This window comes from Geodermatophilus sp. DF01-2 (genome assembly GCF_004571065.1).
Classification (GTDB): Bacteria; Actinomycetota; Actinomycetes; order Mycobacteriales; family Geodermatophilaceae; genus Geodermatophilus.
This window is the reverse complement of sequence record NZ_SPQN01000081.1, coordinates 1-19,111: the sequence shown is the minus strand read 5'-3', so window position 1 is coordinate 19,111 and position 19,111 is coordinate 1. Positions and strand designations below refer to the sequence as shown.

At 73.9% G+C, this 19,111-nt stretch carries 16 protein-coding genes, 1 pseudogene and 1 riboswitch; of the genes and pseudogenes, 7 read left to right on the top strand and 10 right to left on the bottom strand.

Features of this window, described 5'->3' with window-relative positions; genetic code table 11:
- A partial coding sequence (locus E4P41_RS17750; RefSeq protein ID WP_209307782.1) for a DNA-directed RNA polymerase subunit alpha C-terminal domain-containing protein occupies positions 1-451 on the bottom strand: 451 nt, incomplete at its 3' end.
- 153 nt (positions 452-604) lie between these two features.
- On the opposite strand from E4P41_RS17750, the gene E4P41_RS17745 reads away from it, so the two are divergent.
- Positions 605-1,570: an alpha/beta hydrolase gene (locus E4P41_RS17745; RefSeq protein ID WP_135142588.1), complete on the top strand. Its 966-nt coding sequence runs from the start codon at positions 605-607 to the stop codon at positions 1,568-1,570.
- Between the two features lie 94 nt (positions 1,571-1,664).
- On the opposite strand, the gene E4P41_RS22305 is transcribed toward E4P41_RS17745, so the two are convergent.
- Together E4P41_RS22305 and E4P41_RS22775 are read right to left on the bottom strand one after the other, a co-directional pair.
- The gene (locus E4P41_RS22305; protein ID WP_167761156.1) at positions 1,665-1,817 is read right to left on the bottom strand and encodes a hypothetical protein; all 153 of its coding nucleotides are present in this window, start codon (positions 1,815-1,817) and stop codon (positions 1,665-1,667) included.
- A gap of 223 nt (positions 1,818-2,040) precedes the next feature.
- On the bottom strand, positions 2,041-4,776 hold the full coding sequence (locus tag E4P41_RS22775; RefSeq protein WP_209307781.1) for a long-chain-fatty-acid--CoA ligase: 2,736 nt from the start codon (positions 4,774-4,776) through the stop codon (positions 2,041-2,043).
- Positions 4,777-5,027: 251 nt separating this feature from the next.
- Between E4P41_RS22775 and E4P41_RS17730 the strand changes: the two genes are divergently transcribed.
- From E4P41_RS17730 to E4P41_RS17720, 3 genes are all read left to right on the top strand, one after another.
- Positions 5,028-6,194, top strand: coding sequence for an acyl-CoA dehydrogenase family protein (locus E4P41_RS17730; protein WP_135142586.1), 1,167 nt, complete (start codon positions 5,028-5,030; stop codon positions 6,192-6,194).
- Between the two features lie 48 nt (positions 6,195-6,242).
- Positions 6,243-6,479 carry a hypothetical protein gene (locus E4P41_RS17725; protein ID WP_135142585.1) on the top strand — a complete coding sequence of 79 codons (237 nt, stop codon included), beginning with the start codon at positions 6,243-6,245 and terminating at the stop codon, positions 6,477-6,479.
- Positions 6,480-6,701: 222 nt separating this feature from the next.
- Positions 6,702-7,358, top strand: coding sequence for a TetR/AcrR family transcriptional regulator (locus tag E4P41_RS17720; RefSeq protein ID WP_167761155.1), 657 nt, complete (start codon positions 6,702-6,704; stop codon positions 7,356-7,358).
- 2 nt (positions 7,359-7,360) lie between these two features.
- Here the strand turns inward: E4P41_RS17720 and E4P41_RS17715 are convergent, their stop codons facing one another.
- The 7 genes from E4P41_RS17715 to E4P41_RS17685 all read right to left on the bottom strand — a co-directional run bounded on the left by E4P41_RS17715 (position 7,361) and on the right by E4P41_RS17685 (position 17,179).
- Positions 7,361-8,131 (bottom strand): enoyl-CoA hydratase-related protein, encoded by a 771-nt coding sequence (locus tag E4P41_RS17715; RefSeq protein WP_135142583.1) that lies wholly within the window; start codon positions 8,129-8,131, stop codon positions 7,361-7,363.
- Positions 8,124-9,725: an AMP-binding protein gene (locus tag E4P41_RS17710; RefSeq protein WP_135142582.1), complete on the bottom strand. Its 1,602-nt coding sequence runs from the start codon at positions 9,723-9,725 to the stop codon at positions 8,124-8,126. The genes E4P41_RS17715 and E4P41_RS17710 overlap by 8 nt, the downstream gene beginning before the upstream one ends.
- On the bottom strand, positions 9,715-11,775 hold the full coding sequence (locus E4P41_RS17705; RefSeq protein WP_245177452.1) for a biotin carboxylase N-terminal domain-containing protein: 2,061 nt from the start codon (positions 11,773-11,775) through the stop codon (positions 9,715-9,717). Before E4P41_RS17705 ends, E4P41_RS17710 begins: the two co-directional genes overlap by 11 nt.
- Entirely contained in the window at positions 11,772-13,352 is a 1,581-nt protein-coding gene (locus E4P41_RS17700; protein WP_135142580.1) for a carboxyl transferase domain-containing protein, read from the bottom strand. Before E4P41_RS17700 ends, E4P41_RS17705 begins: the two co-directional genes overlap by 4 nt.
- Positions 13,349-15,124: an acyclic terpene utilization AtuA family protein gene (locus E4P41_RS17695; protein ID WP_135142579.1), complete on the bottom strand. Its 1,776-nt coding sequence runs from the start codon at positions 15,122-15,124 to the stop codon at positions 13,349-13,351. The genes E4P41_RS17700 and E4P41_RS17695 overlap by 4 nt, the downstream gene beginning before the upstream one ends.
- Positions 15,125-15,144: 20 nt before the next feature.
- A complete protein-coding gene (locus E4P41_RS17690) occupies positions 15,145-15,960 on the bottom strand; it encodes a TIGR03084 family metal-binding protein (RefSeq protein ID WP_135142578.1) in 816 nt (271 codons plus the stop codon).
- 73 nt (positions 15,961-16,033) lie between these two features.
- Complete coding sequence (locus E4P41_RS17685; RefSeq protein ID WP_135142577.1) at positions 16,034-17,179, bottom strand: acyl-CoA dehydrogenase family protein; 1,146 nt, start codon at positions 17,177-17,179, stop codon at positions 16,034-16,036.
- Positions 17,180-17,372: 193 nt separating this feature from the next.
- Here E4P41_RS17685 and E4P41_RS17680 point away from each other — a divergent pair, with 193 nt between their 5' ends.
- The 3 genes and pseudogenes from E4P41_RS17680 to E4P41_RS17670 form a co-directional block, all read left to right on the top strand.
- Positions 17,373-17,627 (top strand): carboxymuconolactone decarboxylase family protein, encoded by a 255-nt coding sequence (locus E4P41_RS17680; RefSeq protein WP_135142576.1) that lies wholly within the window; start codon positions 17,373-17,375, stop codon positions 17,625-17,627.
- 87 nt (positions 17,628-17,714) lie between these two features.
- Positions 17,715-17,972 carry a hypothetical protein gene (locus tag E4P41_RS17675; protein ID WP_135142575.1) on the top strand — a complete coding sequence of 86 codons (258 nt, stop codon included), beginning with the start codon at positions 17,715-17,717 and terminating at the stop codon, positions 17,970-17,972.
- A gap of 293 nt (positions 17,973-18,265) precedes the next feature.
- A riboswitch (cyclic di-AMP (ydaO/yuaA leader) is annotated at positions 18,266-18,417 on the top strand.
- Between the two features lie 298 nt (positions 18,418-18,715).
- Positions 18,716-19,111, top strand: a pseudogene (locus E4P41_RS17670) (hypothetical protein); the annotation flags it as partial.

Here is a 19,111-nt window from a genome sequence, read left to right as displayed (position 1 = left end):
GATCTGGCACCGCGGCCGGACGCGGCCGCCCGGCGCCGGCGGAGGCGGAGGCGGAGGGCGGAGGCGTCGCCGGCACGATCAGGTCGACCGTCGTCCGGCGGCGCGGCGAGCGGAGGGAGTCGAACGGCGGGATCGGCGGCGCGGCCGGCGACTCCTCCTCGGCCGGGCCGGCTCCGCGGTCGGCCGCCGGAAAGGGCAGGTGCTGGTCGGCGGCCTCCTGCGCGGGCGCGGCGGTGGAAAGGTGCGCAGGCGGTTCGGGGACGACGCGCCGGATCGCCGCGATGGATCCCGGCCCCAGCCCGCTGATCGCGGCGAGGTCCCGCCGGGTGAGCAGCGCCAGGTCCGCGGTCCGGGTGATCCCGGCACGGGTCAGCGCGGTCACGGCCCGCGCCGGCAGGCCCAGGTCGCGGATCGTCCCCCCGGGCGCGTTCCCCGGCGACGTGGTCGGCATGGTGTCCAACCTAGGGCCGTCGCTCGGCGGGCGGTCACCGGGCCGGTGCGGGAGGACCGCACCACCGTGGGCCGGCCAGGCCGGATGTGCCGCCGGCCTTCCGCGGGCGTGCCGGAGGATGCGCAGGCGACCACGACCCCCAGGAGGAGCCCGATGACCGCGCCACGTCCCGACGGGGTCCCGGCCCCCGCACACACCGAGGGCACGCTGTCCTCGGGGCAGTACCGGCAGGCCTGGACGGTCGAGGCCCCGGTCGGCGCCGTCGTCCTGGTGCACGGCGCGCACGAGCACAGCGGCCGGTACCGCCACGTCGCCGAACGGCTCGCCGGCGCCGGCTACGCCGTCCACGCCCTCGACCACCCCGGCCACGGCCGGTCACCGGGCCGGCGCGGCAACATCGGCAGCATGCCCGCCGCCGTCGGCGGCGTCGACGAGCTCGTCCGGTCGGCTGCGCAGCAGCACCCCGGCGTCCCGCTGTTCGTGTACGGCCACAGCCTGGGCGGGCTGATCGCGCTGCAGTACCTGACCGGGACGCCGGACGACCGTGTCCGGGGCGCGGTGCTCTCCGCGCCGGCGCTCGACACGAGCAGCGCGAACGCCGTGCAGAAGGTGGTGGCGCCGCTGCTCTCCCGGGTGCTGCCCGACCTCGGCGTGCTGACCATCGACGCGGACACGCTCAGCCGGGACCCGGACGTGGTGCGCGCCTACCGCGCCGACCCGCTCAACCACACCGGGAGGATGACGGCCCGCACGGGTGCCGAGCTGATGAGCACCGCGCTGGGAATGCCGCGGCGCCTGCGGTCACTGACGCTGCCGCTGCTCGTCCTGCACGGCGGAGCCGACCGCCTCGTCCCGCCGGCGGCCAGCGAGGTCCTGCGCGCGCACGCCGGCTCGCCCGATCTCACCGTGCGCCGCTACGACGGCCTCTACCACGAGCCGCACAACGAGCCGGAGCAGGACGACGTCCTGGCCGACGTCGTCGACTGGCTCGACGCGCACCGCTCGACGGACCGACCGACCGGAGAGGACGACGATGTCGACAGGACGGCGAGTCCGGTCCCCTCTCCGGGCCGTCGGAGTGACCGGCGTCACGGGCGCGAGACAGATGACGCGACGTAACGTCTTGTCGCGCTCCGCAGACGAGAGAGCGCGGCGCCGGTCCGCCGAACCCGGGGGCCGCTCGTGTCCCGGCGGTGGCCGGACGCCGTCCCCGTCAGAGCAGCTGGTCGAGGTCGTCCGGCCCCGGCCCCGTGCCACCGGAGTCGCGCAGGGGGGAGGAGTCGGGCAGGTCGTCCTCGGGTGGCTCCGGCGCGACCGGGCCCTCGGCGTACAGGGTGCTCGGGTCCCTCGGGTCCATCTCGCTCACGGGGTGGAGGTATCCCCGCTCGGCCGGGCACAACCGGCCTCGCCCCGTCCGTGTCCGGGTGCGCGAGGACGGCTCCCGGACGTGGTGACCGCGGCCACAGCCCCGGACGACGGATCAGGGGCCCCGTGACCGTCGACCGCCCGTTGCCGACCGACGAGGCGGAGGCGCACACACGGCTCCGCGGTGCCGCCGGGCCCGGGCCCGCAGCGATGCACCGCCGGCGTCACAGCCCCAGCCGCTTGGCGATGACCTCGTTCATGATCTCGGTGGCGCCGCCGCCGATGCCCAGGATCCGGGCGTCCCGGTAGTGGCGCTCCACCTCGGACTCGCGCATGTATCCCATGCCGCCGAAGATCTGCACGGCCTCGTCCACCACGAAGTCACAGGCGTACACCGCCGTGTTCTTCGCCATCGAGACCTCGGTGACGACGTCCTCACCCGTCAGCCAGCGCTGCATGACCGAGCGGGTGTACGTGCGGGCCACGTCGACCTGCCTGGCCATCTCGGCGAGCTTGTGCCGGATGACCTGGCGCGAGGACAGCGGCCGGCCGAAGGTCTGCCGCTGCCGCGCCCAGCCCAGCGCCAGGTCGAGGCAGCGCGCCGCGGTCGCATAGGCCTGCACCGCCAGGCTCAGCCGCTCCGCCTGGAACTGCTGCATGATCTGCAGGAACCCGCCGTTCTCGGGGCCGACCAGGTTCTCCGCCGGCACCCGGACGTCGACGAAGGAGAGCTCGGCGGTGTCCGAGCAGCGCCAGCCCATCTTGTCCAGCCTGCGGGACACCGAGAAGCCGGGCGTCCGCTTCTCGATGACCAGGAGCGAGACCCCGCCGTGGCCTTCGCCGCCGGTCCGGACGGCGGTGGTGACGAAGTCGGCCCGCACGCCGCTGGTGATGAACGTCTTCGCGCCGTTGACGACGTAGCTGTCGCCGTCGCGCACCGCGCGGGTCCGGATCCCGGCGACGTCGGATCCGGTGTCGGGCTCGGTGACGCCGAGGGAGCCGATCAGCTCACCGGCCAGGGTCGGCCGGACGTAGCGGCCCACGAGGTGCGGCGAGCCGTCGGCCACGATGTGCGGCAGCGCGATGCCGTGGGTGAACAGGCTCGCGCCGACCCCGGTCGACCCGCCGGCCAGGAGCAGTTCCTCGGTGACGATGGCCGCGTCGATGGCGTCGCCGCCCCCGCCACCGACCTCCTCCGGGAACGCGACCCCGAGCAGGCCGGCCGCCGCCGCCCTGCGGTGCAGCTCCCGCGGCAGCTCACCGGCCGCCTCCCAGTCGGCCACGTGGGGAGCGATCTCGCGGGCCACGAAGCCGTGTGCCAGCCGGCGCAGCGCGGTGCGCTCGGGAGTGGTCCACGGATCGGCGGTCGGTGCGGCGACGGTCACCGTTGCACGGCCTCCGCCTGACCGCCGTACTCCTTGCGCAACGTCGTCTTGAGCACCTTGCCGGTCGCGTTCCGCGGCAGTTCCGGGCACGAACTCCACCCGGGTCGGGCACTTGAAGTGCGCCAACCGTTCGCGGGCGTGGCCGAGCAGCTCCTCGGCGGTCGGCTGCGCGCCGTCCTGCACGGCGACCACGGCCACCGGGGTCTCGCCCCAGCGCGGGTCGGGCACGCCGACGACGGCGACCTCGCGCACGGCGGGGTGCCGGTACAGCACCTGTTCGACCTCGATCGGGTAGACGTTCTCGCCGCCGGTGATGATCATGTCCTTCTTGCGGTCCACCAGCGTGACGAAGCCCTCGGCGTCCATCCGCCCGAGGTCGCCGGTGTGGAACCAACCGCCGCGGAACGCCTCCGCCGTCGCCTCGGGCAGGCCCCAGTACCCGGCGAACACGTTGGGCCCCCGGACGACGAGCTCGCCGACCTCGTCGGTGGACACGTCCCGGTCGTTCTCGTCGACGATCCGGGCCTCGACGTGGAACACCGCCCGGCCGATCGACCCCGCCTTCTCCTTGACGTGGTCGGCGTCGAGGACCGAGACCAGCGGCGCGGTCTCGGTCATGCCGAACCCCTCCTGGAAGGGCAGCCCCTTGCCCTGGAAGAAGTCCAGCACCGGGAGCGGACACGGCGCGCCCCCGGTGACCGCCAGCTCCAGCGCGGAGAGGTCGTGGCCGTCGAAGTCGGGCACCGCCATCAGGGCGGCCCACATCGCCGGCACCATGAACTGCACCGTCGCCCGCTCCCGGGCCATCGCGGCGAGGGTCTGCGCCGGGTCGAACGACGGGAGGATCGCGTTCGTGCCGCCCACGTACAGCAGCGGCAGCGTGTGCACACCCAGCCCGCCGATGTGGAACATCGGGGCGACGGTCACCGTCACGTCGGTCTCCCGCAGGCCGCGGCCGAAGGTCAGGTAGTTGATCGCGTTCCACAGGTGGTTGTCGTGGGTGAGCATCGCGCCCTTCGGCCGTCCCGTCGTCCCCGAGGTGTACATCAGGCAGGACAGGTCGCCGCCGTCGACGTCGGTACCCAGTGCGCGTGCCTCGCCGCTGGCCAGCAGCTGCTCGAAGTCCAGCTCCCCGTCGGCCGGATTCCCGTCGGCCGGTTCCCCGTCGGCCGGTTCCCCGTCGACGAGGACCCGCGTGCGGACCCGCACACCGTCGGCGGCCAGCGCCGCGCGCGCGACCGGGGTCAGGGGAGCGGACCAGACGAAGACGTCGGCACCGGAATCGGCCAGGAGGTAGGCGACCTCCGGCGGCGCCAGCCGCACGTTCACCGGCACGAAGACGGCACCCAGCTTCGCCGTGGCCAGCATCGTCTCCAGGAACGCCGGGCTGTTGAGCAGCAGGCCGGCGACCCGGTCACCCTGGCGGACGCCGCGTTCCTGCAGGGCCCGGGCCAGCTGGTCGGTGCGCCGGTCCAGCTCGACGTAGGTGAGGCGGCGCTGTCCGGCGATCAGTGCCGTGCGGTCTCCGGAGAGGAACGCGCGCTTGGTGGGCCAACTGCCGATGCCCCTGTCCATGGATCCTCCTGACGTCGCTGCTGGACGCGCGGCCGGGCCGGTGGCGATTCGGCACCGGACGAGGCGGGAGTGGCGCAGGTCACCGATCCTCGACCAGACCTGACGGACCCGTCAACTACCGGGCCGCGAGCGCCCGGTGCCCACCGGCCCTGGCCACGTGGCCGCCGAGACGGTTCGCACCACCGGCCGGCGTCTCTGCGACCGGGTCCGACCTTCAGTACGGTCGTGGGCACGTCGAAGGAGGTCCCGCCGTGGACTTCGAGCTGACCACGGATCAATCCGCGATCAAGGCGGGCGTCGCCGAGCTGATGCGCAGGTTCGACGACGAGTACTGGCGGCGCAAGGACCACGCCCACGAGTTCCCGCACGAGTTCTACGAGGCGATCGCCGGTGGCGGGTGGCTCGGGATGACGATTCCCGAGGGGTACGGGGGCCACGGCCTCGGCATCACGGAGGCCACGCTGCTCCTCGAGGAGGTCGCCCGCTCGGGCGGTGGCATGAACGCAGCCAGCGCGATCCACATGTCGATCTTCGGCATGCACCCCGTGGTCCTCCACGGCTCGGACGCGCTCAAGGAGCGGACGCTGCCGCGCATCGCGACCGGCGACCTGCACGTCTGCTTCGGGGTCACCGAGCCCGGTGCCGGTCTGGACACGTCCGCGATCACGACGTTCGCCAGGCGCGACGGCGACCGCTACGTGGTCAACGGTCGCAAGGTGTGGATCTCCAAGGCGATGGAGTCCGAGAAGATTCTGTTGCTGACCCGCACGACCAGACCTGACGAGGTCGGCAAGAAGACCGACGGCATGACGCTCTTCCTCACGGACCTGAACCGCGACTGCGTCGACATCCGCCCGATTCCCAAGATGGGACGCAACGCCGTCACGTCGAACGAGCTGTTCATCGACGACCTGGAGGTTCCGGTCGAGGATCGGGTCGGCGAGGAAGGGCAGGGCTTCCGCTACCTGCTGGACGGCCTGAACCCGGAGCGGATGCTGATCGCCGCGGAGGCGCTGGGGATCGGTCGGGTCGCTCTCGACCGGGCGGTGGAGTACGGCAAGGAACGAGAGGTCTTCGGCCGGCCGATCGGCATGAACCAGGGGTTGCAGTTCCCGCTCGCCGACTCGTTGGCACGCCTGGACGCCGCCGAACTGGCTCTGCGCAAGGCCACCTGGCTCTACGACCAGGGCAGGTCCTGCGGGCGGGAGGCGAACATCGCCAAGTACCTGTGTGCCGACGCCGGTTTCGACGCTGCCGACCGAGCGCTGCAGACACACGGGGGGATGGGTTACTCCGAGGAGTACGACGTCGCCCGCTACTTCCGCGAGGCGCGGCTCATGCGGATCGCACCGATCAGTCAGGAGATGGTGCTGAACTATCTCGGGTCGCACGTGCTCGGGCTGCCGAGGAGCTACTGACGGTGGCGCCACTCGACCGCGAGCCGTGGACGAGCTGGGAGTCAGACGGTGCCTGACCGGCTGGAACGGCAGCTCGACCCGCTCGACGGTCCGGTGGCCGCCTTCCTGTCGCCGGCGGTGGTCGCCGGTTGCGACCCGCCGATGCGTGTTCTCCCCGGCTTCCGTGAGCACCCCGGCTCCGTGCTCGCCGAGCTCGGCCTCGACCGCGGCGGGAGCGACGCCCTACGCGCTGCCGGGACCATCGGACCCGCCTACCGCGAACCACGCGCGGCCGCCGGGGCGTGACCGTGCCCGCGTACCGGCTGCGGGCGTCCGCAGCTCGGGAACCGCGGGTCCGACGCTCGGGCCTCGACGAGAGACCGGGCCGGCGGCGAGGGCGGTCGACGGACAGGTGCCGCGGTCCGAATGGTGCTGGTCACCGACGGGGCCCGACGGATTCGCCGACCACCCGTCCGCGGGGAGCCGGGTGTGACAGCATCCGGCGTCCAGAGGATGCGGAGGTGCGCGGTGGCTGCTGGCCAGCCGGAGGCGGCGCCGGTCACCGACCGGGGCCGGCGCACCCGTGCCGCCCTGGTGCAGGCAGGGCAGGAGCTGTTCGAGGAGCGGGGGTTCGCCGACGTCCGGATCGACCACGTGGCCGAACGGGCGGGCGTCTCGCACGGCACGTTCTACACGTGGTTCGACTCGAAGGAGTCGCTGCTGCGGGCGATCGTCGCCGTCGTCGTCGAGGACATCTTCGCGGCCAGCGCCGTCGGCAGCCGGCTGCCGGCCGACGCTGCCTACGCGCGGATCGAGGCGGCCAACCGGCTCTACCTGACCGCGGTCACCCGGCACGCGCGGATCCTGCGGGTGCTCGACTCGCTGGCCGACACCCGCGAGGAGTTCCGCCGGCTGCGGGTCGACGTCCGGGAGTCCTTCGTGCAGCGCGGGATGGAGGGCCTGGTGCGGCTCCAGGAGGAGGGGCTGGCCGATCCCGCCCTGCCGCCCCGCCCGACGGCCAGCGCGCTGGGCGCGATGGTGGAGTCCTTCGCGCACCTGTGGCAGGACCCGGTCGAGGACCTCGACGAGGACGCCGCGGTCGCCGTCCTCACCCGGCTGTGGGCCGGCGCGATCGGCCTGCCCCGGTCGGCCTGGCCGGAGAGCACCCCGCAGCGCCCGGCCTGAGCTCACTCCCGCGGCGCCCAGGCCGGCGGTCGCTTCTCCAGCAGTGCGGCGATGCCCTCGCGGGCCTCCGCCGAGCCGAACCGTTCCGCCGAGACCGCCGCCATCCGGCGGAGGTCGTCCTGCAGGTCGGGGCCCGGCAGGTCGCGCAGCAGTCGTCTGGTGACGGCGAGGGCTCCGGGCGCTCCCCTGCTCAGCTGCGCGACCAGCGCGTCGACGGTGGCGTCGAGCTCGTCCTCGGCGACCGCTCGGTCGAGCAGGCCGGCCCGTTGGGCGCGGGCGCCGTCGAAGGGCTCCCCGGTGAGGAACAGCTCCCGTGCGGCTCGGAGGTCCATCCGCCGCAGGCAGGGGACGGCGATGATCGCGGGCGTGACGCCGATGCGCACCTCGCTGAAGCCGAACGTCGCCGTCGCCGGCCCGACGGCGAGGTCGCAGGCGGCGATCAGCCCGAGGCCGCCGGCGCGGGCGGCGCCGTTGACGCGGGCGACCACCGGCTTCGGCCCCTCCACGAGCAGCGTGAGGACCTCCGGCAGCCCGACCGCGCCGGGACCTCCGCCGGCCCGCTGCTCCTTCAGGTCGGCGCCGGAGCAGAAGACGGGGCCCGCGCCGGTCAGGACGACGACGCGCACGCCGTCGTCGGCCATGGCGCCGGCCAGCGCGGCGTGCAGTCGTTCGAGCAGCGCGGCGGAGAGCGCGTTGCGGTTGGCCGGCGAGTCGAGGGTGACGACGGCGGCCGGACCGCGCCGCTCGAGCCGGACGAGCGGCGGGTCAGCCACGGAACTGCTCGCGGAGGTCCGCCTTCTGGATCTTGCCGGTGGCGGTCTTCGGCAGTCCGGTGCGCACCTCGATCCGCTTGGGCACCTGGAAGCCGGCGAGCTGCGCCCGGCAGTGGACCAGCAGCCGCTCGGCCAGCGCCGCCGGGTCGACGTCGGGGTCGGCCGGCACCACGACCCCGGTGACCGCCTCGCCCCACCGGTCGTCGGGCACCCCGATGACCGCGGCCTCGGTGATCTCCGGGGAGCTCAGCAGCACCCGCTCGACCTCCACCGACGAGACGTTCTCGCCGCCGGACTTGACCATGTCCTTGACCCGGTCGGTGAACCAGACGACGCCCTCGTCGTCGAGGTGGCCGACGTCGCCGCTGTGGAACCAGCCGTGCGCGAACGCGGCGGTGTTGGCCGCCGGGTTGTTCCAGTAGCCGCTCATCACGTGCGGGCCCCGGTAGACGATCTCCCCGGTCTCGCCCGGCGGCAGCAGCTGCCCGGACGGGTCCATGATCCGCGTGTCCACCGTGACCGCCGACGGTCCCCACGACGCGGCCTTGGTCTCCTGGTGGGAGGGCCACTGGAACACCGTCGCCGGCACGCACTCCGTCTGGCCCGAGCCCAGCAGCACCCGTGCGTTGGGGAAGGCGGCGGCGATCTGGCTGATCCGCTCCTGCGGCATCGGTGCCATCGCGTAGATGCACAGCCGCACGGAGGAGAGGTCCCGGCTCCTGGTCCCCGGGGAGGCCAGCAGCGCGCCGTACATCATCGGCAGCAGCATGAGGTGGGTGGCCGAGCGGCGCTCGACCAGCTCGAGGAAGCCCTCCGGCTCGAAGCCGCCGGGCAGGACCGCCGTACCGCCGGTGAGCAGGATGGGCAGCAGCAGCGTGTCCAGCGCGGTGGTGTGGAACAGCGGCAGCACGATCGGCAGGACCGAGAACTCGTCGCCGCGGCGATGCCCCACCTGCAGCGCGTTGCTCAGCACGCCGACGTAGACGGCCAGATGGTTGGTCAGGACACCCTTAGGCCGGGCGGTGGTGCCGGAGGTGTAGAGGCAGTGCAGCGTGTCGCGGTCCTCGACCAGCACCTCGACCGGGGTCGGGTCGGTGGCGACGTCGTCCCAGCGCAGCACCTCCCGGCCGGCGACCGAGGCCGGCGGCTCGTCGCCGGTCAGCACCACCGTTGTGACGGCGGGCAGCCCCGGCAGGACGGCCTCGAGCAGCGGAACGAAGGCCGGGTCGGCGACGACCGTGCGGGTGCCGGAGTCGGCCAGGATCCAGGCGATGTCGTCGGGGGCGAGCAGCAGGTTGACCGGGAGGGCGACCAGCCCGGCTTTGGCGCAGCCGAAGAAGCTGGCGGCGAACCGCCAGGAGTTGCCGAGCAGGAAGGCCACCGGCTCCTGCCGCTGCACGCCGGAGTCGAGCAGGCCGCGGCCGAACGCCTCCGCTGCGTCGTCCAGCCGGCCGTAGCCGATCTCCTCCTCGCCGTCGACGATCGCCGTCCGGTCGGGGAACAGCTGCCTGGTACGGGTGAGCAGGTCCCCGACGGTGAACCGGGTGGCCAGGTTCAGGTCCAGGGGATCGATCCCGGACAGGTCAGGACGCATCGTGGTTCCCTTCGGTCTCGGTATCACTGACGACGGCGAGCACCGCGCCGGTCTCCACCTGCTGGCCCACCGCCACGTGCAGGGCCTGCACCACGCCGTCGCCCGGTGCCAGCACGGGGTGCTCCATCTTCATGGCCTCGAGGACGAGCACCAGCTGCCCGGCGCTCACCCGCTCGTTCTCGGCCACCGCCACCCGGGTCACCGCGCCGGGCATGGCGGCGGTCAGCGAGCCCGGCTGCACCGCGGCTGCCGGATCCGGGAAGCGCGGCTGCTCGACCAGCGTGCTCGCCCCCTCGGGACCGTCGACGTAGCAGCGGTCGCCGTCGACCCGCACCTCGTAGCTGCTGCGCAGCCCGTCGGCCTCGACGTCCAGGCGGCAGGAACGGCCGGCTTCGCCCGGTCCGACCGGCCGGACCTCGGTGGCCAGGAGGCTCAGCTGCACCGGTTCGCCGTCCACGTCGGCGGTCAGGCCGGTCCGGTCCAGCCGGTAGTGCACGGTGCCGACGTCGAACACCGTCGTCTGCGGGCCCGTCGGGTTGTTGCGCCAGCCGGACGGCAGGCCGGCCAGGACCGGCGCCGCCGACCGCCGCAGGGCCGCGCCGGCGAGCGCGGCCACCACCGCGTGCCGCCGCAGGCCTGCCTCGTCGACCAGCGGCGCGGCGAGGGTGCCGAGCCCGTGCCGGTCGAGGAAAGCGGTGTCGGTCTCGCCGGCGAGGAATGCCGGGAAGCGCAGCACGCGCACCAGCAGGTCGCGGTTGGTGACCAGGCCGTGCAGCCGGGCCCGGCTCAGCGCGCCGGCCAGGGCCAGCGCCGCCGAGGACCGCTCGGGGGCCCAGGCGATGACCTTGGCGAGCATCGGGTCGTAGTGCACGCCGACCTCGTCGCCGGCGACGACGCCGCTGTCCAGTCGGATCCCCGGGCCCGACGGCGTCCGGAACTCGGCGTCCGCCGCGATCGCGAAGTCGGCCAGACGTCCCGACTGCGGCAGCCAGGCGCGGGCCGGGTCCTCGGCGTAGAGCCGGACCTCGATCGCCGACCCGCGCAGGGTGGGGGAGCGGGCCTCCGACGGCAACCGGCGGCCGGCCGCGACGTCGAACTGCAGCCGGACCAGGTCCAGGCCGGTCACCGCCTCGGTCACCGGGTGCTCCACCTGCAGCCGGGTGTTCATCTCCAGGAAGAAGAAGTCCCCGTTCTCGTCCAGGAGGAACTCGACCGTGCCGGCGCCGACGTAGTCGATGGCCCGGGCGGCGGCCACCGCGGCCTCCTGCAGCCGGTCCCGCAGCTCCGGGCCGACGGCGGGGGACGGCGCCTCCTCGACCACCTTCTGGTGTCGCCGCTGGATGGAGCACTCCCGCTCGAAGAGCGCCACGGTGGTGCCGTGCCGGTCGCCGAACACCTGCACCTCGACGTGCCGCGGACGCTCCAGCAGTCGCTCGAGGAAGACCGTGCCGTCGCCGAACGCGGAGACGGCCTCCCGGGCGGCGCCCTGCACGGCCTCGACCAGGTCGGCAGGGTCGTGGACCGCACGCATCCCGCGGCCGCCGCCGCCGAAGGACGCCTTGACCAGCAGCGGGAAGCCCACCGTGTCCGCGGCCTCCGCCAGGGCGTCGCCGGACAGGCCGGTGGCGTCGACGCTGGGCAGGATCGGCACGCCGGAGCGGTCCATGAGCTCCTTGGCGGCCAGCTTGCTGCCCATGGCCTCGATGGCGCCGGGGTCCGGCCCGACGAACACCAGCCCCGCCGCCTCCACGGCCCGCGCGAAGTCGGCGTTCTCCGACAGGAAGCCGTAACCGGGGTGGACGCAGTCGGCGCCCGCGCGCTCGGCCGCGGCCACCACGAGGTCGGCGCGCAGGTAGGTCTCGGCCGGCGTGCTCCCGGGCAGCCGCACCGCGACGTCGGCCTCCCGGACGAACGGTGCCGAGGCGTCCGCATCCGAGTACACGGCGACCGTGCGCAGCCCCATGGCCCGCGCGGTGCGGAACACGCGGCGGGCGATCTCCCCGCGGTTGGCGACGAGGACGCAGGAGAGGGTGCGGGAGGTAGTGGTCAAAGCCGGAACACCCCCCATCCGTCGTGCACCCCTCGGATGGGCGCGTTGTGGATGACCGACAGGGCCAGGCCGAGGACCGTCCGGGTGTCCCGCGGGTCGATGATGCCGTCGTCGTAGAGCCGCCCGGACAGGAACAGCGCCAGGGACTCCGCCTCGATCTGCTGCTCCACGGCGGCGCGCATCGCGGCCGCCGCCTCCTCGTCGTAGTCCCGGCCGCGGGCCTGCGCGCTGGCCCGGCCGACGATGTCCAGGACGCCGGCCAGCTGCGCCGGCCCCATCACCGCGCTCTTGGCGTTGGGCCAGGTGAACAGGAAGCGGGGGTCGTAGGCCCGCCCGCACATGCCGTAGTTGCCGGCGCCGTAGGAGGCGCCGATGTTCACCGTGATCGCCGGGACGGTGCTGTTGGCCACCGCGTTGATCATCTGGGAGCCGGCCTTGATGATGCCGTCCTGCTCGTACTCGGCGCCGACCATGTAGCCGGTGGTGTTCTGCAGGAACAGCAGGGGAGTGTCGGTCTGGTTGGCCAGCTGGATGAACTGGGCCGCCTTCTCGGCGTCCTGCCGGAACAGCACGCCGCGGGCGTTGGCCAGCACGCCGATCGGATGGCCGTGGACGCTGGCCCAGCCGGTCACCAGCGAGGTGCCGTAGAGCGGCTTGTGCTCGTCGAAGCGGCTGCCGTCGACGATCCGCGCGAGGACGTCCCGTGGGTCCAGCGGCTGCCGGAGGTCGGCCGGCGCGAGGTCGAGCAGTTCCTCGGGGTCGTGCAGGGGCGGATCGGCCGGCCGCGACGGGCCCGGCCCCTGCTTGCGCCAGTTGAGGTTGCGCACGATCCGCCGGCCCAGCCGGATCGCGTCGACCTCGTCGACGGCGAGGTGGTCGGCGCTGCCGGAGACGCGGGCGTGCATCGACGCCCCGCCGAGCGACTCGTCGTCGGCGTCCTCGCCGGTGGCCATCTTCACCAGCGGCGGACCGGCCAGGAAGACCTTGCTCCGGCCCTCGATCATCACGACGTGGTCGCTCATGCCGGGGACGTAGGCGCCGCCCGCGGTGCTGTTGCCGAAGACCAGCGCGACCGTCGGGATGCCCTGGGCGGAGAGCCGGGTGAGGTTGCGGAAGCCCCGGCCGCCGGGGATGAAGATCTCCGACTGGGTGGGCAGGTCGGCGCCACCGGACTCGACGAGGCTGATGAACGGCAGCCGGTTGGTCTCGGCGATGTCGTGCGCCCGGCCGGACTTGCGCAGCGTGTAGGGGTTGGAGGTGCCGCCGCGCACCGTCGGGTCGTTCGCCGAGATCATCACCTCGACGCCCTCCACGACGCCGATGCCGGTGACGACGCTGGCGCCGACGGGGAAGTCGGTGCCCCACGCGGCGTAGGGGGACAGCTCGAGGAACGGGCTGTCCCGGTCCAGCAGCAGCTCGATCCGCTCCCGGACGGTCAGCTTGCCGCGGGACCGGTGGCGGGCCAGCGCCCTCTCCCCGCCGCCGAGAGTGGCCAGCGAGCGCTGTTCCTCCAGCTCCGCCAGCCGTTCCAGCATCGCCGCGCGGTTGCTCGCGGCCCGTTCGTCGACAACTGTCATGCGCCCACCTCCGGGGGCAGCAGCCGCTCGGGGACGTCGACCACGCGGGAGCGCAGCCACTCGCCCACGGCCTTGGCCTGCGGGTCGAACCGGGTGCCCGCGGCGACGCCCTCGCCGAGCAGGCCGGGCAGCTGGAACAGCAGCGCCCGCAGCCCGGGCAGCAGCTCACGGGTGACGGGCAGCGCGCGCGCCTCGGGCAGCAGCTCGCGCAGCCGGTCGGGCGTGAGGAAACCGGCCAGCCAGGCGAATCCGTCGTCGGTGCGGGCGTAGACGCCGAGCGTGGCGACGCCGCCCTTGTCGCCGCTGCGGGCGCCGGCGACCCGGCCCAGCGGTGCGCGCCGGGTCGGGCCGTCGTCGGTCCACGGCGGCGGCGCGACCGGCTCCGGTCCGGCGGGTGCCTCGGCTGCCGCGGCGGGGGCGGGGAGACGCTCGGTGCTGCCGTCGGGCAGGCCGACCACCTGCGGCACCTCCGCGGCCGGCACCCAGGCCGCTGAGTAGACGCCGTAGGGGGAGGGGCTGGGCGGCGCGGCGGTCGCGTGGAAGCCGGGGATGCTGGCCAGCCCCAGCTCGATGACCGGCGCGGTGAACGCCTTGCCGACGCGCCGACGGTCGGGGTCCTTGACCGTGAGGTGCAGGAGGGCGGCGGCCTCCTCCTGCGTGTCGGCGTCGGCGCGGTCGGTGCGGGCCAGGGTGACCGTCACGTCCTGCGCGACGAGGGCCGGGGCGAGCTGGCGGCGCAGCAGCTCTGCCTTGCGCTCGATGTCGAGGCCGGTCAGCGGGAGCGTCATGGAGTTGCGGAAGCCGCCGAGGCGGTTGACCGCCACCTTGAGCCACTCGGCGGCGGGCAGGCCCCGGGCGCCGGAGATCGCCACGCGGTCGGGACCTGCCTGCTCCAGGCTCAGCGCGTCGAACCGGGTCACGACGTCGGGCCCGCCGTAGCGGCTGCCGGTCAGCTCGTAGAGCAACTGCTCGGTGACCGTCCCGACGGTCACGGCGCCACCGGTGCCGGGGTGCTTGGTGATCACCGCCGCACCGTCCGCGGCGACCTCGGCGAGCGGGAAGCCGACGTGGTCGAGCACGGCGGGGTCGGCGTCGCACAGCTCGGCGAAGAAGCTGAAGTTGCCGCCGGTGGCCTGTGCCCCGCACTCGAGCACGTGGCCGGCGACGGTGGCCCCGGCCAGGGCGTCGAGGTCGCCGGGGCCCCAGCCGTGGTGCCAGGCGGCCGGCCCGACGACGAGGCTCGCGTCGGTGACCCGGCCGGTCACGACGACGTCGGCGCCGGCCTCCAGCGCGCGGACGATGCCCCGGCAGCCGAGGTAGGCGTTGGCGGTGAGCGCGTCGGTGACGTCGCGGTCGCCGGGCGGGGTGTCCCCGGCCCGCAGCAGGCCGCGCGAGCGCAGATCGGCCAGCCGCGGGAGCAGGTCGTCGCCGCTCACCGTTGCCACCCGCACCGGCAGGCGGAGCCGCCGGCCGAGCTCGGTGACGGCCGCGGCCAGGCCCTGCGGGTTGAGCCCGCCGGCGTTGCTGACGATCCGGACGCCGCGCTCCAGGGCGGTGCCCAGGCAGTCCTCGAGCTGGGAGAGGAAGCTGCGCGCGTAGCCCGCCGACGGGTCCTCCTGCTTCTGCCGGCCGAGGATGAGCATGGTCAGCTCGGCCAGGTAGTCGCCGGTGAGGACGTCGATCTCACCGCCGTCCAGCATCTCGCGCATGGCGCTGTGCCGGTCGCCGTAGAAGCCGGAGACGTTGGCGATCCGCAGCGGTGCCGTATCCATGCGTGACCTCACGAGCTCGGTCACGGGGCCGCCCCGCGCAACGGTTCCCGGCCGGTCCCCGGCGGTCCGGCGAAGGCCTGCGCGATCCCCATCCACTCCTCGGCGGCGGGGCCGGTCACCTCGAGGGAGAGGTCGTCGCGGTGCCGGCGCTGGGTGACCAGCAGGCAGAAGTCCAGGGCCGGTCCCTGGACCACGTCGCCGACGTCGTCCGCATCCTCCGTGCCCCAGGTCCACAGCTCGCCGTCCGGACCGGTCAGCTCGACCCGCACCGGTTGCTCGGGAACGGCCATGCCGCGGACGGCGTAGGAGAACGGGCGCGCCCGGACGCCGATCTCGGCGACCGAGCACAGCCGGCGGGTCGCGGGGCGGTCCTGGCCGAGCGCGTCGACCACGTCCTGCCCGTGCGCCCAGGTCTCCATCAGCCGGGCGGTGACGAACGAGGCCGGGCTCATCGGCGGGCCGAACCACGGCACCCGCACGCCGGGCTCGAGGGCACGCAGCGCCCCGGCCAGCGCCTCGCGGCCGGCCCGCCAGGCGGCGAGCACCGCGGCGGGAGGATCCGCGCGGCCCTCCTCGGTCAGCCGGTCGACGTAGCCCCCGGCGTCGGCGCCCAGGCCGGTCACCATCACGGTGAAGCCGGCCGGGTCGGTGACGGCCAGCAGCGCGTCGCGGTCGAAGAACCGCAGGTGGTTGACGGTGTCGCGGATGTCCCAGCCGGCCGCCGGCGTCGGGGTGAGCCACGCGGCGCCGTCCAGCGGGGCCACCCGTGCGTCGAGGTCGGCGGCCTCGGCGTCCAGGTCGTCGACCAGGGTCTGCAGCAGCGCGGCGGCGCTCACGAGTCCGCCTCGCCGGCGTGCGTCGGCCGCGTTCGCGAGGCGGCTGCGCTCATGGGCGGGCTCGCACGCTCGCTCATGCCGTGAACCCGTCCATCCGGGCCAGCACCTGCAGCATCACCTCGTCGGCCCCGCCGCCGATCGAGGCCAACCGGGTGTCGCGGAAGAACCGCGAGGTCCAGTTCTCCTCCATGTAGCCCATGCCGCCGTGGAACTGCAGGCAGGTGTCGGCGACCTCGCGCAGCAGCCGGCCGGCGGTCAGCTTGGCGACGGTCGCCTTGCGGGTGGTGTCCTCGCCGTCCATGTAGGCCGCGGCGCAGGCGTAGTTGTGCGATTCCAGGAGGTCCACCTGGGCGGCGAGCTCGGCCAGCCGGAACGCGACGTACTGGCTGGCGATCAGCGGCTGGCCGAAGACCTGGCGCTGCCGGAGGTGGTCACGGGTGCGCTGCAGGGCCCAGCGGCAGCTGCCGACGGCGCCGTACGCGGCGAACATGCGCTCGACGACGAACTGCGCCATCTGCTGCTGGAAGCCGCGCCCGATCTCGCCGATCGTGTTCGAGACCGGCACGCGGACGTCCTCGAAGAACAGTTCGGCGGTGTCGGAGGAGCGGTTGCCGAGCTTGTCCAGCTTCCGGGAGACGGTGAAGCCCGGGGTGTCGGTCGGCACGATGATCTGGCTCATCCCGCGGTAGCCGCCCTCGTCGGAGGTGCGGGCGAGCAGGCACAGCCAGTCCGACTGGGTGCCGTTGGTGATGTAGAGCTTGCTGCCGTTGACGACCCACTCGTCCCCGTCGCGCACCGCCCGGGTGCGCAGCCCGGCGACGTCGGAGCCTGCGCCCGGTTCGGTCACCGCGATCGAGCAGACCTGCGTGCCGAGGATCGCCGGCTCGAGGTACCGGCGCTTGAGCTCCTCGCTGCCGAACTCGTGCAGCGACGGGGTGGCCATCATGGTCTGCACGCCGATGGCCATGGGGATGCCGGCCGCGCCGGCGCGGTGCAGCTCCTCGCAGAGCACCACGGTGAACAGGTGGTCGGCTCCCTGGCCGCCGTACTCGGGGTCGTACTCGAGGCCGAGCAGGCCCAGCGCGCCCAGCTTGGGGAACAGCTCGTGGGCGGGGAAGGTGCCGGCACGTTCCCAGTCGTCGACGAAGGGGGCGATCTCCCGCTCCACGACGCCCCGGACGACCTTGCGGAAGGCGTGGTGCTCGTCGGTGAAGCGCATGCGTACTCCTGACGGAGGCGACGCCCAACCGGGGCCGCGGTCGAACTTGACGATCTCGTCAGGTTAGTCGGCCGGGTGTGATCCGGACAACGATCGGCACGGGCCGCGGCAGGCGACGGGGACCGCGGCCACTCGACCGGCCACGAGCAGGTCCGGTCGGTGACCCGCGTCACCTCCGGCTACGTTGGCCCGCATGTCACGTCTGCCGCTCGTGAGCTCTGACGACGAGAACGCCGACCCGCTCGCCCGGGAGGTGCTGAAGGCGGTGAGCGCAGCACGCGGTCGCAGTGTCGATCCGAACGTCTACCGCGCGGTCGCCAATCACCCACGCGCCCTGCAGAAGATGGTCGAGTTCGGGACCGTCGTCTACTTCCAGAACTCGATGACGCCGGCTCAGCGGGAACTGGCGTACCTGACCGCCTCCGTCACCAACGACTGCCACTACTAGATCCCCACGCACGTGCTGCTCGGTCGAGCAGCGGGACTGACCGAAGAGAAGCTCGCGCACCTGGGGGACGACCCTCTCCCGGACGGCGTGTACGAACCCGATGAGGCGGCGATCGTCCGTTACGCGCAGCGGTCCACGCGCATGGCGGTCATCGACGACGAGCTTTACGGCGACCTGGCACGACACTTCACGCCGGAGCAGATCATCGAGATCTGCTTCACCGTGGGGCTGTCCAACATGATCAACCGGTTCCACGCCACCTTCCTCACGGAGGTCGACCCCGAGACCCAGGAGGCGCTGGCGCCCAGCTGCCCGTTGTCCTATCCACAGCTGCCGCAGCCCTGACGGCCGGACGGCGACCGCGGTCGGCGACCGTCTCGATCTCTCGGCCGGACCGCGGTCGGTGCCCGAGGGGCGACGCGGTGCCTGCGCACACGCGACCACGGCCGGATGCGGGTGGGCGTCCGCCGCCTGTCCGGGGTGACCCCTGCGTCGAGCGGAGGCCGGGGGAGCGCTCGGCGTGGGCCGGGCAGCGACGCGGGTCACCTGACGAATCTGCGGCGACGGATTGTCACGACTTCATAACGCGTCTACGGTGGCCGGGTCCGGTCGGTCGTCACGTCCCCATCGGGGAAGCCGAGCGGACGCCGCCGAGTCGCCCTCCGGGCGAGCCGGGGACCCGCCGCAGTACTGGGGTGAACCCCACTCCGGACACACCGTCCGGAGTGGGGAGGGCTGCTTCCCGCCCGAACCCGTCAGCTAACTCGGTAGGCGGCCATCGGGAGAACGGAGAGCCGCCGGATGGCGCGCCCCTGTACCGCTGCACCACCCTGTCGGCCCCGTCCTCGCCGGCCCCGGGTGCGTCTGCGTACCTGATCGCCCTCGGCCGTCCGGAGCGGACGCCGCCCGCGGGCCCACCGACCCGAGCAGCCCTGCTCGACCGGCACTCTGCCGCCTCCCCGGTGCGTCCGCGCCGGCCCGGCGCTGCCCGGACGGCCGCAGAGCCCCGCTGTTCGCACACCCGCCGCAGCTCCCGTGCCCCCTCGGGGCGTCGCTGCGCGCCCATGCTCTCGGAGGACCCCGCACCCATGGCCCCCCGCACCACCACGTCCGGCCGCGCCGCCCGCTCCCGCCGCCGCCCGCCCGCCGCCGTCCGCCGTCCCGCGCTCTACCTGGGCGTCGCCACGGCCGGCGCCGTCCTGGTCAACGTCGTCGTCGGTGTGGAACCGGCCGCACAGGCCGACGCCGCGCCGTCGGAGACGGTCAGCGTCGCCCGGGAGCTCGGGCTCACCGCCCGGTCCGGCCCGGTCGAGGTGACGCAGGACCTGCAGCCGCTCCAGGACCTGGCGGCCAGCCGCACCGCCCGCGAGGCCGCGGAGACCGCGGCCCGGCAGGCACAGGCCGCCGCCGACCAGGCCGTGCTGGACCGGCAGAAGGCCGAGGTGGAGGCCGCCGCCCGCGCCGCCGTCGAGGCGGAGGAGATC

Bases quoted from the DNA above. Each gene is read 5' to 3' on its own strand.
- E4P41_RS17745 (WP_135142588.1), top strand. From the start codon at position 605: ATGACCGCGCCACGTCCCGACGGGGTCCCGGCCCCCGCACACACCGAG.
- E4P41_RS22775 (WP_209307781.1), bottom strand. From the start codon at position 4,776: ATGGACAGGGGCATCGGCAGTTGGCCCACCAAGCGCGCGTTCCTCTCC.
- E4P41_RS17710 (WP_135142582.1), bottom strand. From the start codon at position 9,725: ATGCGTCCTGACCTGTCCGGGATCGATCCCCTGGACCTGAACCTGGCC.
- E4P41_RS17700 (WP_135142580.1), bottom strand. From the start codon at position 13,352: ATGACAGTTGTCGACGAACGGGCCGCGAGCAACCGCGCGGCGATGCTG.
- E4P41_RS17695 (WP_135142579.1), bottom strand. From the start codon at position 15,124: ATGGATACGGCACCGCTGCGGATCGCCAACGTCTCCGGCTTCTACGGC.
- E4P41_RS17685 (WP_135142577.1), bottom strand. From the start codon at position 17,179: ATGCGCTTCACCGACGAGCACCACGCCTTCCGCAAGGTCGTCCGGGGC.
- E4P41_RS17680 (WP_135142576.1), top strand. From the start codon at position 17,373: ATGTCACGTCTGCCGCTCGTGAGCTCTGACGACGAGAACGCCGACCCG.